Raw genomic sequence first — 15,401 nt, forward strand, 5'->3', positions numbered from 1 at the left:
GAAGCAGCCTGTTTAGGCTAAGTTTTCCAAGTACACCTTAAAAAGGGCTTGTGTGCCGGAACGACCCAGTTCTTTGGTCATTAAAAGATCGTAGAGTTTTTTGGCTTGTTTTAAGCCCGGTAAATTGAGACCCATTTGCTCTGACTCGGTAATCGATATCCCTAGGTCTTTCACTAAATGTTCAATCATGAAGCCGGGGGCAAAGTCTCCTTGTACCATTTTTGGCCCCAACATATTTAATTGGGTGCTACTAGCAGCTCCGCTGCCAATCACTTTGAGTACAGCCAAAGGATCGAGACCGGCTTTTTTGGCGAACGAAAGGCCTTCGCACACTCCCATAATGGTTGAGGCAATCACAATTTGGTTACAAAGTTTAGTATTTTGTCCAGAACCAGCAGGCCCTAAGAGCGCAATATTGTTGCCCATCAGTTGAAAGAGGGGGAGTACTTGGTCAAAGGCTGTAGCATCTCCGCCAACCATGATGGAGAGTTTGGCATCACGGGCACCCACATCGCCACCTGACACTGGCGCATCGAGGCAGGCAACCCCTTTTTTAGATCCTGCGGCAGCAATTTGTACCGCTAAAGCAGGGCTGGAAGTGGTCATGTCGATGGCTATGGCGCCATTCTTTGCATTAGCCAAAATGCCCTGCGGGCCCAAATAGGTCTCTTCGACATCGCGGGGATAGCCAATAATAGTAATAATCACATCTGCTTGCGCAGCTAGTTCCGCCAGCGAGTTGGCCCAAATGGCGCCGCGCGCAATGAGGCCAGCAGCTTTTTCCTTCGTGCGGTTAAAGACCTGTACTGGATATCCACCAGCGAGCAAATGACCGGCCATACTGTTGCCCATAATGCCGGTACCAATAAAACCAATTTTGCATTGCGCAGGGTTGGCGCTTTTTACTGAGGTGTTTGTCATGATCGAGTCTTTAAAGGGGTGAATAAAAATGATGAAAAGGTGATTTTAGACTGGTCTGCGCAGAATCTCTGGGACAATTCCAATTGATGAAGTTAAGTCCTCTTTTTAGCCGCCTAGTCATCGTTGCAGTAGCGCTTCAGCTGGCTGCCTGCAGCGGGCCCATTTTGGTCTCTGCAGATGGTCAGGCCGGCGGAGTTTCGAACGCTGATCGGGTAGATCCCCAAGATTCAGTAATGAAATTTTCAGTCCAAAGCGGACAAACTGGGCTGCCTAAAGGTTGGCAGTTTTATCGTTTGGCACCTTATAAGAAAAATACTGTTTATCGCTTAGAGAATTATCAAGGCCGCACTGTCTTAAGCGCTAATGCGCAGTCAGCTGCATCTGGCTTAGCTGTGAAGCTCAAGCCCCAGTCGCCTAAAAATGCCTGGTTGCAATGGGAGTGGAAAGCCGGGGGTTCGATTCCGACTGCAGATAATGCCGAGCGTACAACTGATGACGCTCCGCTACGTATCTTAATTGCGTTTGATGGTAACAAGTCAAAACTCCCCTTAAAAGATCGCTTGGCATTTGAGATGGCTAACTTAATTAGTGGCCAAGAAATGCCTTATGCAACCTTAATGTATATCTGGGCAGGTAAAGGAGTAGTCGATAGCATTATTCCTAATGCCAATTCAGCACGCATCAAAATGGTGGTAGTCGATTCGGGCTGGGAAGGGGTTGGGGAATGGCGCAAACATCAACGCGACCTTTCGGCGGATTATTTTGCTGCCTATGGCGAAGCCCCAGGTAATTTGATTGGGGTGGGCATCTTGACGGATACTGACAATACCCATTCCGAAGTCAAAGCGTTCTATGGTGATATTGAGATAGTACGGAAGAGTACTAAGCCTTAGGACCTTGTCGTTGGCTTTATTAAAGGTAAAGTAACTTCCTTTAGAATGACTCACCCAGATTGTCTTCATGGCCTCATTTATGCAAAGGAACCAAACTCATGTTTTTTAGTAAGTTGATGCCCCACGATGGCAATTTCTTTGAGTTGTTTAATGAGCATGCCAACCATATTCTTGCAGCTTCTGAAGCCTTCCTAAAATTTATTAAGAATTACAGCGATGAAACTCTGCGTTTGAAATATTCGCAGGAGGTAGATAGCGCCGAGAATGCTGCCGATATTGTGGTCAAAGAAGTGAATCGGCGGCTACATAAAACTTTTATTACACCGATTGATCGAGATCAGATTTTTTCTTTAACTAATACCATGGATGATGTTGCTGATTTAATTCAGAATGCGACCGAAGCAATGCATTTGTATGACGTCAAGCAAATGACCCCTGAAATGTTAAAGATGGCTGAAATTTGTACGCAATGTTGTGGGCGAGTGAAGAATGTGATCGCTTGTCTAAAATCCATTTCCGATCCTGAAGTAGCGAAAGATACGCTTAAAACTTGCGAGGAAATCGATCGCCTTGAATCGGATGCTGATCGCCTGCTTTCTACTTCGATTGCTAAATTATTTCGTGAAGAAATAGAAGTGCGCGAGCTAATTAAACTACAGCGTATTTATGAGTTGCTGGAAGAGGCTACTGATAAATGCGAGGACGTAGCTAATTTGGTTGAAGGTATCGTACTTGAGAACTCTTAATTGTTGTATTTTTAAGGTAGATTAATTTGCTAGCGCTTGAAGTTGCATTTTGGGTTGTAGTGCTACTGGTGTTATTAGCGCTCCTATTTGATTTCATGAATGGTTTTCATGATGCAGCCAATTCAATTGCAACGGTTGTTTCTACTGGAGTTTTAAAACCACATCAAGCAGTTATCTTTGCCGCTTTTTTTAATTTTCTTGCGATTGCCATTTTTCATCTCAGTGTTGCCGCTACCGTTGGCAAGGGCATTGTCGACCCGAATACGATTGATTTGCATGTCATCTTTGGCGCTTTGGTAGGGGCTATTACTTGGAATGTAATTACTTGGTATTACGGAATACCTTCGAGTTCTTCGCATGCCTTGATTGGTGGTTTGGTGGGCGCCACTATACCAAAAGCAGGGTTTGCTGGACTTGTCTGGAGTGGTATTTTGAAAACGGTCGCCTTTATCGTTATCTCACCATTGCTTGGATTCTTATTTGGCTCCCTAATGATGTTAGTGGTATTTTGGCTTTGCCGGGGCCAAACGCCTTCGCGAACTGATCGTTGGTTTAGACGCTTACAACTTATTTCTGCTGGCGCTTATAGTTTGGGGCACGGCGGCAATGACTCGCAAAAAACCATTGGAATTATTTGGCTCATGTTGATTATTACAGGGTATATCGACGCTGCTGCCACTGCGCCCCCATATTGGGTTATCTTGACGTGTTATTTTGCAATTGCTTTCGGCACCATGTTTGGTGGATGGCGAATAGTGCGCACGATGGGTCAAAAGCTAACTAAATTAAAGCCAGTAGGAGGGTTTTGCGCTGAAACAGGGGGTGCAATCACCTTATTTTTAGCTAGCAGCTTTGGCATACCAGTCTCTACTACCCATACTATTGCTGGGGCTATTGTAGGGGTAGGGTCTACCCAAAGGGCTAGTGCAGTACGCTGGGGGATCGCTAGCAATATTATATGGGCTTGGATATTTACAATTCCTGCTACTGCTATCATGGCAGCCCTCGTGTATTACCTTAGCTTGTTATTGTTTTAATTGATTATCTGGAGAATCCTTTGGCTGTTACCGTAGAAGTAGTTCAAGAGGCATTAAAGCAAGTTATTGACCCTAATACAAAAATTGATTTGCTTGCCGGAAAATGCATTCGTAATTTGCAGGTTGCTGCAGGCGATGTGAGTTTTGACATTGTCTTGGCTTATCCAGCTAAAAGCCAGTTTGATTTGATTCGTGGCTTGGCGATGAGTGCTGTAAGTGCAATACCTGGTGTGACTAAAGTCAACATCACCATTGCCAGTAATATTGTCGCCCATGCTGTACAGCGAGGGGTCAAATTATTGCCTGGTGTCAAAAATATTATTGCAATTGCCAGTGGTAAAGGTGGTGTTGGAAAATCGACTACTGCAGTCAATCTCGCTTTAGCATTAGCAGCCGAGGGTGCTCAAGTGGGGATTTTAGATGCTGATATATATGGCCCAAGTCAGCCCATGTTGTTAGGTATTCAAGGACGCCCTGAATCACTTGAGGCTAACACTATTGAGCCCATGATGGGGCACGGAATTCAGGCTAGTTCAATCGGTTTTTTAATTGATGCAGATAATCCCATGGTCTGGCGTGGCCCGATGGTCACTTCTGCGCTTGAGCAATTGTTAAATCAAACGCGTTGGCGTGATCTCGATTATTTAATCGTCGATATGCCACCCGGTACTGGCGACATTCAGCTCACACTAGCGCAGAAAGTACCAGTTACTGGTGCGGTCATTATTACCACCCCACAAGACATCGCCTTATTAGATGCGCGCAAGGGTCTCAAGATGTTTGAAAAAGTCAGCATTCCCATTGTTGGGGTGATTGAAAATATGAGTACCTATATTTGCCCTAAGTGTGGCAATGAGGAACACGTTTTTGGTACTGGCGGCGGGCAGAAAATGTGCAGTGACTATAAGGTCGATTTTCTCGGCGCCTTACCTTTGAATCTATCTATTCGTGAAGACGCCGATGCTGGCATGCCAACCGTGATCGCTAATCCAGATGGGCCAATTAGCGCAATTTATAAAAATATGGCTCGTCAAATTGCCATTCGGGTGGGAACATTGGCGAAAGATATGAGCAGTAAGTTCCCCAATATTGTGGTGCAAAATACTTGAAGCGCTCAAGCTAAATCAATCAGCCGCCACTAAATTGTAAAAAACGTTTAGCGGCGGTAGTTTGGGGGTTATTGAAGAATTCCTTCGGAGTGCCACACTCAACAATACTGCCAGCATCCATAAAAATAATGTAATTAGCTAAACGTTTCACTTGGGCTAGCTGATGAGAAGAAAAAATCACCCCGGTGTTTTCTTGTGCGAGAGTCCGAATTAATGCTTCAACTTGTTCGGTGGCGTTAGGATCTAAATTTGCTGTGGGCTCATCAAGTAAAACTAATTGTGGTTTGAGTAAGCGCGCTCGCCCAATACACAGTTTTTGCCGCTCACCAGCCGATAACTTCTTGGCTGGGGCTAGTGCTAAATGAGCCAAGCCAATTTCCCGCAACATAACATCTACAGCACCTGGAGCAGGAGGGTAAGGCGAATCGCTCACTAAATTTAAATTAGCCCGTACGGACGCCTTAATCATTGGCGTATGGTGCAATACCAGCGCGCTTCGTAATGCGCCACTGGGATGTTGTAATGGCATGGTGATATTTCCTTGTTGGGGCTGCACAATGCCATGCAAAGCTTTTAATAAAGAGGTTTTACCAGCGCCATTTGCGCCAATACAAGCGACTACTCCTGTTGCGGGAACATCAGCACTGAGAATATCTAAAATAATTCTATTATCTAAAACCAGTTGCAGCTTACGGATTGCAATCATCTGCTTATCCATAGCGTTGTTCCGCATTATGGCGAATCAGATAGGTAATCAGATTGGCGCCAATTACTAAAGACATGAGTATTAATCCCAAGGCTAGGGCTAGCGGTAAATCACCTTTACTCGTCTCGAGGGCAATCGCAGTTGTCATGGTACGGGTATGGTGATCGATGTTACCGCCAACGATCATGACTGCGCCAATTTCAGAAATGGCGCGTGCTAAACCGGCTAATAAAACAATTGATAAGGAAAAACGGCAATCCCAGATAAGCCATTTAAGGCGAGGTAACCAAGCTAGTTGCAAGGATAAAAACGACTCTCGATGGTAGTTCCAGGCATCTTCAATAAGCTGACGACTTAAGGCGGCAATTAAAGGTGTCGTTAAGCAAAATTGTGCAAGAATCATGCCTTTGACAGTAAACAACCAACCCCAATTACCAATCGGCCCAGTTCGCGATAAGAGCAAATAAACTACCACTCCAACAACAACAGTGGGCACGCCCATCAAGCTATTTAAGACGACGATCAAAAAACGCCGCCCTGTAAATGATTCCGTTGCAAGCAGGGCGCCTATAGGTAGGCCCACTATGCAACCAAGGAAGAGTGCACTGAGGCTCACCTGCAAAGAGACCAGCACAATACCCAGAATGCCGCTATTGGGCTGGCCGAGAAGAAGTAGGGCATCGTTAATGGCTGAAAGCATGAAGTGGGATAAGGGCTAAAGGATCCAAATGGTAAGTTACGCAAGAAACGCTCAGGTATTGATTCTAGCAAGTTAGCTTTCATCTTATTTATAGACGCCTCCCTTGGCCATCGCAATTAATAGAAGCAGTGGCAAAATGGGGCATTCAAATATTGGGAATATTAATTTCAACATGGCTGAAGTCATCTGTCTTTGCAATGGGGTATGGGATGAAGATTTACGCGAATACCTCGATGCGCATCCGATTGCCTCGATTGAGGAGCTGCGCGAGCAGGCCTCGATTTGTAATAAATGCTTGCAATGCGAAGATTTAGTTGCCAGTGAAATTTATGCGGCACGCATCCGTCGCCAAAATGCAGTGGGGCCGACTTGAAGGGTCAGCGCCTGCGGGTGATTACCATGAATATGCATAAGGGGCTCTCGGCCTTGCATCTGCACCCAACGATTTATGGCTTGCGCCAAAAAATGCGTCACCAACATGCTGACCTCATTTTTCTCCAAGAATTACAACAAGAGCATCGTGGTAGAGCAAAACGGTATGGATGGTGGCCACATAATGAATTAACCCATTATTTATCAGCTGGGTTTTGGCGCCATTGGCATTATGGGAAAAATGTTGAATATCAGCACGGGCACCATGGCAATGCTATTTTCTCGCAACATGCTTTACAAAAAGGCCTTAATTACGATATCTCTGCATATCGTTTCGAGCGGCGGGGCTTACTACATAGCCAAATTCAACTTACTGAAAATGGCCCAGTAATTCATTGTTTTTGCGTTCACTTAGCTTTATTTCAAAGTGGACGCGAGCGTCAATTAGTTGAAATTATTGCGCATATTAAGCAATTAACTGCCGGCGGGCCAACTATCGTGGCTGGTGATTTCAACGATTGGCGTAACCGTCTAAGTGAGCCAATGCGCGCCGCGGGCTTTAGCGAAGTATTTGAGGAGTTAACTGGAGTTCCAGCAAAAACCTTTCCAAGCATAAAACCCATTTTACCGATGGATCGAATTTATGTTCGTGGGCTGAAAATTCATTCGGCGGCCTTGTTGCACGATTGGGAAAAATTATCGGACCATTTAGGGATTACGACTGAATTGGAATTGACATGATTTATTTTTATCAACTGCTACAGAATATATATGGTGATACCTTTCTTTTAGGCGATTACTTTCTTTTTTTTACCACCTTACATTTTATTGCAGTTGCCTGTATTGGGCTGCATTTAATTTGGGTGCGACGCACTGTTAGCGTCGCTTTAGCTTGGCTTGGCGTGGTGCTTATTTTTCCTTTCTTGGGTTTAATTGCCTATTTCCTGATCGGTGGTAAATCGATTGGGCGCGCCTTAATGGACAAGGCCGAGAACCTTAAAGATGCACTCCAGCAGCAATTAAATGCCGCATTTAGTTTTTATCAGGCTGACCAAGATCAATTACCTTTTGAGGAAAAAGCTATCAGTCGTTTGGCCGCATCCCACTTTGGCTCCCCTGTCGTTGCAGGTAACCGAATTGATTTATTGACTGATTCGCTAACTATTTTGTCTCACTTTATTGCTGATATTGAAGCGGCAAAAAAATCTTTGCACTTAGAGTTTTATATATGGGCCATTGGCGGTGATGCCGATAAGGTAGCTGAAGCACTGATTAGGGCTGCAAAACGGGGGATCGATTGTAAGGTGCTACTGGATTCATTGGGGAGCAAAGATTGGCTTAATTCAGCTTGGCCTGAGCGCTTAAGGGATGCGGGAGTCGAATTAATTGCCGCTTTACCAATTCATTTTGGCAACTTTCAATTTCGACGAGTTGACTTACGTTTGCATCGTAAAATTTTTGTGATCGATGAAGTCATTGTTTGGACAGGAAGTATGAATCTAGTTGATCCACGCACTTTTAAACAAGATGCGAACGTAGGGGAATGGGTTGATGCGATGTTACGGGTACAGGGCCCCGTTGTTTCTGAATTTGAAACTACTTTCCAAATAGATTGGAGTGTTTGTAACCCTCGAGTGACGCAATTTTATCCCCGGTCATTTCAACAGCAGATTTTGCCAGGCACTATTTTGGCGCAAAAATTATCGACGGGACCGATTGCGCGCGATGATATTTTGTATCAATTCATCCTCTCGGCCTTAATTGATGCGCGCGAAAGTTTAATCATTACCACTCCTTATTTTGGTGCGGATGATGGCTTAATGCAGGCTTTAATGGCTTCAGCCCATCGTGGCGTTGATGTCACTTTAATTGTGCCTAGGAAGAATGATTCCAAATTAGTGGCACTTAGTAGTCGTAGTTATTATGAAGAGTTAATGGCGGCGGGAGTGCGCATTGCTGAATTTAATGGCGGCTTGTTACATACCAAGAGTTTACTCATCGATCGGCGCATAGCCATGTTTGGCTCGGTTAATTTTGATATGCGTAGTCTGCATCTTAATTTTGAAATTAGTTTACTGGTATATAACACTGAATTTTGTCAGCGCCTTAATGCCCTCTTGCAAACGTATATTCAAAAATCGAGTTTTGTTGATCCAGTGGCTTGGGCTAAACGCAGTCGCCTACAAAGGCTGAAAGAAAATGCAGCATATTTAATTTCACCGCTACTCTAAGCAGAGTGAGGTTTAAAAATTAAATTGTGCCTGCTTGGCGTAGTGTACTAATTTCATTCTCCGACAAGCCTAATTCTTCTAAGATAGCGGTGGTATGTTCTCCTACACTGGGTATGGGACCCATGCGGTATTCATAGGCATCATTAATACCGGGGGGAATGAGCGCTGGCATCGTACCGCTCGCACTTTCTACTTCGACCCAGCGTTGCCGAGCGGCTAGTTGTTGGTGTTGCCACAAGCCAGCCATATCATTCAATTGCGCATTGGCTATTTGAGCCTGATCAAGCCTAGCAATGACTTGTTGGCTATTAAGCGGGCGAAAGGTATCTAAAATAATTTGCTTAAGGGCGGCACGATTCTCATTACGCAGGGCATTACTATTAAAGCGAGGATCAATTGCTAGTGCTTCATTCAGAAGAACCTGACGGCAAAATTGCAACCATTCCCGCTCATTTTGTAGGCCTAACATCACCGTCTTACCATCCCCCGCCAGAAAAGGTCCATACGGATATATAGTGGCATGCGAGGCACCATTGCGTGAAGGAGGATCCGTATTATCCATCGCGTAATACAGCGGGAAACTCATCCATTCACTTAAACATTCCAGCATCGAAATATCAATACAAGAGCCAAGACCCGTTTTCTCACGAAGTAGCAGCGCAGCCAATATATTTGAGTAGGCATACATACCTGCAGCAATATCACCAATCGAGTTTCCCGCCTTACTGGGTTCATCTGGTGTACCGGTAACCGATAAAAACCCAGCTTCGCTTTGAATTAATAGGTCGTAGGCTTTCTTATCGCGATAGGGGCCGTCATTGCCATAACCAGAAACATCGCAATAAATTAAGCGTGGATTGACTTTTTGCAAATGATCGGCACTCAGGCCCATACGGCTAGCGGCCCCAGGCGCTAAGTTTTGTACGAAGATGTCAGCCGTTTGTAGTAGCTTATGCAAAATTTCTAAGGCAGCCGCTTGTTTTAAATCAAGCGTTAAGCTTTCTTTGGAACGATTAACCCAAACAAAATGGGATGACATGCCTTTAGCGCGGGTGTCGTATGCACGTGCAAAGTCGCCTAAACCAGGGCGCTCAATCTTAATGACGCGGGCCCCTAAGTCGGCCAACTGGCGAGTACAAAAGGGCGCTGCAATCACATGCTCTAAGGCTATCACCGTGATGCCATCAAGGGGTCGTTGGGCCACCTGGGTTTGCTGGGGCTTGGCTTGAGTGGAAGACATTAGAAGGAGCGGGGTAAACCGAGAACATGCTCAGCAATGTAAGCGTAAATTAAGTTGGTTGAAATGGGGGCTACTTGATACAGACGGGTTTCACGAAATTTACGTTCAATATCGTATTCACTGGCGAAGCCAAAGCCGCCAAAGGTTTGTATACACATATTGGCTGCTTCCCATGAGGCTTTTGCGGCTAAATATTTCGCCATATTCGCTTCGGCACCACATGCAGCGCTAGCGTCAAATAGGTTACAGGCTTTGAAGCGCATTAAATTGGCGGCTTCAGTTTCAATATAACTTTCAGCGAGAGGAAATTGAATGCCCTGATTTTTACCAATGGGGCGATCAAAGACGATACGTTCATTGGCATAGCGACGTGCGCGGTCAATAAACCAGTACGCATCGCCGATGCACTCAGCGGCAATTAAGGCGCGCTCTGCATTTAGCCCATCGAGAATATATTTAAAGCCTTGCCCTTCAGTGCCAATTAAATTTTCCGCAGGAATTGCGAGGTTGTCAAAAAATACTTCATTAGTTTCATGATTGACCATGTTATTAATTGGGCGCACTTCCATGCCCTGACCGATTGCATTGGCCAAGTTCACAATAAAAATGGACATGCCCTCCGATTTCTTTTTTACTTCTGCTAAGGGGGTGGTTCGCGCTAATAAAATCATTAAGTCGGAATGTTGAATGCGCGAAATCCAGACCTTTTGACCATGAATAAAATACTGATCCCCTTTTTTCACTGCCATGGTTTTTAGTTTTGTCGTATCGGTGCCAGTACTCGGTTCAGTAACTGCCATACTTTGCAAGCGCCATTCGCCGGCGGCAATTTTGGGTAAGTAAAGCTGTTTTTGTGCTTCTGAGCCATGCCTCAGTAAGGTTCCCATGTTGTACATTTGTCCATGGCAGGATCCAGCATTGCCCCCAGAAAAATTAATCTCTTCCATAATGACCGATGCTTCTGCCAAGCCTAGACCAGAGCCACCATATTCCTCAGGAATGAGGGCGGATAGCCAGCCTGCTTCAGTCAGGGTTTTGACGAAGGCCTCTGGATAGGCGCGCTGATGATCAATCGCCTGCCAATAAGCCGAATCAAATTGCCCACAAATTGCCCTGAGGGCTTCACGTATAGCTTGATATTGGTCGGGCTGGGGAATAGTGGGGTTCATGGTTTAAGACGTTTAGTTTGAGACGCAATTAAAATAGACGGATTAATCTTTTGATGCCTCTAGCATAATCGAATTGCTTATGGAGTAGTCATCAATCAGGGGGTAGGCAATGCGGCAAATTCTTGCAGGGATTAAGGTGTTGGAGTTAGGGCAATTAATTGCTGGCCCTTTTGCTGCCAAAACTTTAGCTGATTTTGGCGCTGAGATCATCAAAGTTGAGGCTCCCGGCGAGGGCGATCCTTTGCGTAAATGGCGCATGTTGCATGAAGGAACTTCTGTTTGGTGGCAAGCGCAGTCGCGCAATAAAGAATCGGTCTGTCTTGATTTACGCGTTCCTGAGGGGCAAGCAATTGCCCGCAGTTTAGCTGTAGAGGCTGATATCTTAGTTGAAAATTTTCGCCCCGGTACCCTGGAAAAATGGGGCTTAGGTTGGGACGATTTACATCGCCTTAATCCGCGCTTAATTATGTTGCGCATTTCTGGCTTTGGTCAAGATGGACCTCGGCGCGATGAACCTGGCTTTGCAGCAATTGGCGAGGCCATGGCTGGACTGCGTTATATCACTGGTGAGCCTGAGGGTGTACCTGTACGCGCTGGCATTTCTTTGGGCGATACGATTGCAGGCCTGCATGGAGCATTAGGTGTTTTATTGGCCCTGTATGAGCGCGATGCGCGTGGTGGTGAAGGGCAAATGATTGATGTTGCCCTGTACGAAGCGGTTTTCAACTTAACTGAAAGTTTGTTACCTGAATATTCGGTATTTGGCACTATTCGGCAACCGGCAGGGGGTGCCCTACCTGGCATTGCGCCCTCGAACGCCTATCCTTGCGCCGATGGCCAATATATTTTGATAGCAGGCAATGGTGATTCGATTTTTAAGCGTTTAATGAATTTAATTGGCCGCGCTGATTTGGCTGAAGACCCAGCCTTGGCTCGCAACGATGGGCGCGCTAAAAGAGCAGTTGAGATTGATACCGCGATTGGCGAGTGGACCTGCCAATTTCAGTTAGAGGACTTGTTAGAGCGCTTATTACATGCCGCAGTGCCCGCAGGGCGGATTTATACCGCGCAGGATATTGCTACCGACCCGCATTATGCTGCCCGTGGGGCAATTGCTACAGTAAAGTCTGCCGACGGTTTGTCGGTAGCGATGCCAGCCATCTTCCCGAAGCTATCTCATAACCCTGGTGCAATTCGTCAACGTGCACCAACCCTTGGCGAGCACACCGATGCGGTGTTATTAGCAGCAGGTTTAACTGCGGCACAAATTATCTCCTTACGTGCAGCTGGGGTCATTGCTTAATGGCAGAAATACTGCAGCAATTATTGCAATGGGCGCAGTTACCTAGCGTGGGCTTAAGCACTTTATTTATTACCGCCTTTGCTTCGGCAACTCTGATTCCGCTGGGCTCTGAGCCCATTTTATTTGGATACATTAGTTTGCGACCCGATATGTATTGGGCTGCGATTGGGGTCGCGACATTGGGCAATACCTTAGGTGGTATGTTCGACTGGTGGATGGGTTTAATTGCCCGCAATGCTTATGAATCATTAAAGGGCCCAACCCATTACCGCATTGGCAAGTGGTTTGAACGCAGTGGGCCAAAATTATTATTATTGGCGTGGGTACCCATCATTGGCGACCCCCTCTGTGTGGTTGCAGGCTGGATGCGCTTAGCTTGGCTACCTTGCCTAATTTATATGGCAATTGGAAAACTATTACGTTTTATAATGATGACTTGGTTATTAACTGAAATCCCAATGCAGTATTGGCATCAATTGGCCGAATGGTTGCATTTACCAGTTTTGCATTAAGCTTAGAGCCACCTAAACAGCGCAATATTTTTGCTGAATGTCATCATTATCAAGTAAACGTTGCGCAGTATCTTCAAATACAATTTCGCCTTGATCAATAATATAGGCTCGATCAGAAATAGACAGGGCTTGTTGTACATTTTGCTCAACCAATAAAATAGTGATACCTTGACTGCGCATGCGAGCAAATAATTCAAACATTTCATCGACTAAAACTGGCATGATGCCTTCAGACGGCTCATCAAGCAAAATCATTTTTGGCTTACCAATCATGGCTCGGGCGATAGCGAGCATTTGTTGTTCACCCCCAGAGAGTGAGCTACCATCTTGATGCAGGCGCTCCTTTAAACGTGGGAAGGTTTCTGCTATTTCATCAACTAAGGCATGCAAATCGCCGCGCGATTTTTTGGCAATAACACCTAACTCAAGATTTTCTTTTACTGTTAAGCCCGGCACAATACGTCGATCTTCAGGAACGTAAGCTAAGCCAAGGTGGTAACGCAGGTGGGCGGGTTGCTCGAGAAACGATTTTCCATCAAATAGGGCAGTGCCACTGCGCTTTTCAACTAAACCCATTAAGGTACGCAGAGTAGTCGTTTTTCCAGCGCCATTGCGTCCCATAAGGGTCACAATTTCGCCGCGATGAATTTCTAAATTCAGGCCCTGAATGACGTGGCTTTGGTCATACCAGGCGTTGAGCTTTTCAACTTTTAACATCATCAACCCTGACCTAAATAAACACGTCGAACTTCAGCATTACTCTGAATTTCATCAGGACTGCCTTCAGCCAAAAATTCACCATGGTGTAAAACAATAATACGTTGGCAAAGACCCATAATTAACTTCATTTTGTGCTCAACTAAAATGACGGTACGCTCAGTAGCGAGGGTACGAATTAAATCCATCATTACTAGTGTTTCTTCAGGTGACATGCCTGCAGTAGGCTCATCTAATAATAATAAGCTGGGGTTACAGGCTAGGGCCATGGCTATTTCCAGGGCACGTTGTTGGCCATGGGCTAAATCACCAGCTTTCCGATCGCGTAATTTTTCTAAATTCACGCGTTGCAGTAATTCATTCGCGATGATGATGGGGTCGGGATAGCTCTGTGCATTTTTCAAGAAATTAAAACGAGACACCTCCATTTGGGCGGCAACCCGCACATTTTCGTGCACGCTAAGTTTTTTAAAAACATTAGTAATTTGAAAGCTTTTCGAAATTCCTTGGCGCGGAAACTCATATTGCGGTTGCCCAGTGAGATTAACGCCATTAAAGATGATCTCGCCGCTAGACGGAGGAAATGCGCCGCTGAGAAGATTAAAAAAAGTACTTTTACCAGCGCCATTAGGGCCAATAATCGCCGTTAATGAGCCCGCTGCAAAACTCGCTGAAACATCATTAAGTGCCCGAAACTTACCAAAGTACATGGTGAGGTTGCGCGCCTCAAGAATAGGGGGAGTTGGCGAGAGACTCATTTTGAATTTTTTGAAAGCGGTAATTTATGCAAAATGCTGCCCCAAATTCCTTGCGGAAAAAAGAGTACAAAAAACATAAAGATAAGACCAACAACTAACATCCAATGCGTGGTGAAATTAGTGATAACGTCCTCAAGGTAGAGCATGACTGCTGCGCCAATAAAGGGCCCAAAGAAGGTACCCATCCCCCCTAAAATACTCATCATCACCGCTTGGCCCGATTGCAAATAATGTAAGGAGTCGATTGGTACAATCGACAGATGCAAGGCTCGCAATGACCCGGCTAAACCACAAATTCCCGCAGATAAAATAAAGACTAGTAGCTTGGTACGCGCAACATTAAAGCCGCAAGCAGCAGCCCGTTTTTCATTTTCGCGAATCGCCTCCATGACTGCGCCTAGTGGTGAATTTAAAATACGCGATACAAACCAAATAGCCGCCAGTACAAAAATAAAAATAAAATAGTATTTAGTGATTGGATTAAGCAGATCTACAGTGAAACCGAAGAAAGAAAATGAATCTACTTTTACACCCCGTAAACCATTTTCGCCGCCCGTCAGGCTTTCAGCCTTATAAAAAATATAATAAATAATTTGACCCAAGGCAAGCGTGACCATTGAAAAATAAATGCCGCGCGTGCGGATCGCTAAAAAGCCCATCACCAAGCCACCAAGCGCAGCCCCAAGCACTCCAATAACAATTGCCAAACCCCATGGTAATGAGAAATGAACCATGCTAATACCGGTAAGGTAACCGCCCATACCTAAAAATGCACCATGGCCAAAAGACAGTAGGCCCATATAGCCAAACAATAAATTAAAGCCCATAGCAAATAAACCAAATACCAAAATATTGATTGCCAGTGCTTCATAGGGCATAACGAAGGGTAGAATCAATAAGGCAATAGCGACTGAAATTACGCGATGACGAGCAATAGCTTGAGTTATTTTCGCGAGATTAGTTTGGGTTGATGGCATGGTGAATTTG

17 protein-coding genes are annotated in these 15,401 nt (G+C 45.2%); 9 read left to right on the forward strand and 8 right to left on the reverse strand.

Annotation, left to right across the window (positions count from 1 at the left end; all coding sequences use genetic code 11):
• Positions 1-12: 12 nt before the first annotated feature.
• Complete coding sequence (locus LZG75_RS05570) at positions 13-921, reverse strand: NAD(P)-dependent oxidoreductase (protein ID WP_233936066.1); 909 nt, start codon at positions 919-921, stop codon at positions 13-15.
• An 86-nt stretch (positions 922-1,007) separates the two neighbouring features.
• On the opposite strand from LZG75_RS05570, the gene LZG75_RS05575 reads away from it, so the two are divergent.
• The 4 genes from LZG75_RS05575 (at position 1,008) to apbC (ending at position 4,706) form a co-directional block, all read left to right on the forward strand.
• A complete protein-coding gene (locus LZG75_RS05575) occupies positions 1,008-1,814 on the forward strand; it encodes a DUF3047 domain-containing protein (RefSeq protein WP_233936068.1) in 807 nt (268 codons plus the stop codon).
• Between the two features lie 98 nt (positions 1,815-1,912).
• Positions 1,913-2,560, forward strand: coding sequence for a DUF47 domain-containing protein (locus LZG75_RS05580; protein ID WP_233923889.1), 648 nt, complete (start codon positions 1,913-1,915; stop codon positions 2,558-2,560).
• 95 nt (positions 2,561-2,655) lie between these two features.
• The gene (locus tag LZG75_RS05585; RefSeq protein ID WP_370634790.1) at positions 2,656-3,597 is read left to right on the forward strand and encodes an anion permease; all 942 of its coding nucleotides are present in this window, start codon (positions 2,656-2,658) and stop codon (positions 3,595-3,597) included.
• 20 nt (positions 3,598-3,617) lie between these two features.
• Positions 3,618-4,706: an iron-sulfur cluster carrier protein ApbC gene (apbC, locus tag LZG75_RS05590; protein ID WP_233923891.1), complete on the forward strand. Its 1,089-nt coding sequence runs from the start codon at positions 3,618-3,620 to the stop codon at positions 4,704-4,706.
• 19 nt (positions 4,707-4,725) lie between these two features.
• Here the strand turns inward: apbC and LZG75_RS05595 are convergent, their stop codons facing one another.
• Together LZG75_RS05595 and LZG75_RS05600 are read right to left on the reverse strand one after the other, a co-directional pair.
• A complete protein-coding gene (locus LZG75_RS05595; protein WP_233923892.1) occupies positions 4,726-5,412 on the reverse strand; it encodes an ATP-binding cassette domain-containing protein in 687 nt (228 codons plus the stop codon).
• Between the two features lie 4 nt (positions 5,413-5,416).
• Entirely contained in the window at positions 5,417-6,112 is a 696-nt protein-coding gene (locus tag LZG75_RS05600) for an ABC transporter permease (protein WP_233923893.1), read from the reverse strand.
• A 136-nt stretch (positions 6,113-6,248) separates the two neighbouring features.
• Between LZG75_RS05600 and LZG75_RS05605 the strand changes: the two genes are divergently transcribed.
• Genes LZG75_RS05605 through cls form a run of 3 tightly spaced genes read left to right on the forward strand, consistent with a single transcriptional unit; the run spans position 6,249 to position 8,715 of the window.
• Positions 6,249-6,485 carry a (2Fe-2S)-binding protein gene (locus tag LZG75_RS05605; protein ID WP_233923894.1) on the forward strand — a complete coding sequence of 79 codons (237 nt, stop codon included), beginning with the start codon at positions 6,249-6,251 and terminating at the stop codon, positions 6,483-6,485.
• Positions 6,486-6,511: 26 nt separating this feature from the next.
• Entirely contained in the window at positions 6,512-7,225 is a 714-nt protein-coding gene (locus LZG75_RS05610; RefSeq protein ID WP_233923895.1) for an endonuclease/exonuclease/phosphatase family protein, read from the forward strand.
• Complete coding sequence (gene cls, locus LZG75_RS05615; protein ID WP_233936072.1) at positions 7,222-8,715, forward strand: cardiolipin synthase; 1,494 nt, start codon at positions 7,222-7,224, stop codon at positions 8,713-8,715. The genes LZG75_RS05610 and cls overlap by 4 nt, the downstream gene beginning before the upstream one ends.
• Before the next feature lie 19 nt (positions 8,716-8,734).
• Here cls and LZG75_RS05620 read toward each other — a convergent pair whose 3' ends face one another.
• Both LZG75_RS05620 and LZG75_RS05625 read right to left on the reverse strand, forming a co-directional pair.
• Positions 8,735-9,955 carry a CaiB/BaiF CoA-transferase family protein gene (locus LZG75_RS05620; RefSeq protein WP_233936074.1) on the reverse strand — a complete coding sequence of 407 codons (1,221 nt, stop codon included), beginning with the start codon at positions 9,953-9,955 and terminating at the stop codon, positions 8,735-8,737.
• On the reverse strand, positions 9,955-11,124 hold the full coding sequence (locus LZG75_RS05625; RefSeq protein ID WP_233923898.1) for an acyl-CoA dehydrogenase family protein: 1,170 nt from the start codon (positions 11,122-11,124) through the stop codon (positions 9,955-9,957). Before LZG75_RS05625 ends, LZG75_RS05620 begins: the two co-directional genes overlap by 1 nt.
• A gap of 109 nt (positions 11,125-11,233) precedes the next feature.
• Here LZG75_RS05625 and LZG75_RS05630 point away from each other — a divergent pair, with 109 nt between their 5' ends.
• Both LZG75_RS05630 and LZG75_RS05635 read left to right on the forward strand, forming a co-directional pair.
• On the forward strand, positions 11,234-12,427 hold the full coding sequence (locus LZG75_RS05630; protein ID WP_233923899.1) for a CaiB/BaiF CoA-transferase family protein: 1,194 nt from the start codon (positions 11,234-11,236) through the stop codon (positions 12,425-12,427).
• Positions 12,427-12,939, forward strand: coding sequence for a YqaA family protein (locus LZG75_RS05635; protein ID WP_233923900.1), 513 nt, complete (start codon positions 12,427-12,429; stop codon positions 12,937-12,939). The genes LZG75_RS05630 and LZG75_RS05635 overlap by 1 nt, the downstream gene beginning before the upstream one ends.
• 12 nt (positions 12,940-12,951) lie before the next feature.
• Here the strand turns inward: LZG75_RS05635 and LZG75_RS05640 are convergent, their stop codons facing one another.
• Genes LZG75_RS05640 through LZG75_RS05650 form a run of 3 tightly spaced genes read right to left on the reverse strand, consistent with a single transcriptional unit; the run spans position 12,952 to position 15,391 of the window.
• Positions 12,952-13,656, reverse strand: a complete 705-nt coding sequence (locus LZG75_RS05640) for an ABC transporter ATP-binding protein (RefSeq protein WP_233923901.1) — start codon at positions 13,654-13,656, stop codon at positions 12,952-12,954.
• A gap of 2 nt (positions 13,657-13,658) precedes the next feature.
• Entirely contained in the window at positions 13,659-14,414 is a 756-nt protein-coding gene (locus LZG75_RS05645) for an ABC transporter ATP-binding protein (RefSeq protein WP_233923902.1), read from the reverse strand.
• The gene (locus tag LZG75_RS05650) at positions 14,411-15,391 is read right to left on the reverse strand and encodes a branched-chain amino acid ABC transporter permease (RefSeq protein WP_233936076.1); all 981 of its coding nucleotides are present in this window, start codon (positions 15,389-15,391) and stop codon (positions 14,411-14,413) included. Before LZG75_RS05650 ends, LZG75_RS05645 begins: the two co-directional genes overlap by 4 nt.
• Between the last annotated feature and the right edge of the window lie 10 nt (positions 15,392-15,401).

It is taken from the genome of Polynucleobacter sp. IMCC30063 (genome assembly GCF_021395235.1).
In the GTDB taxonomy this organism is placed as follows: domain Bacteria; phylum Pseudomonadota; class Gammaproteobacteria; order Burkholderiales; family Burkholderiaceae; genus Polynucleobacter.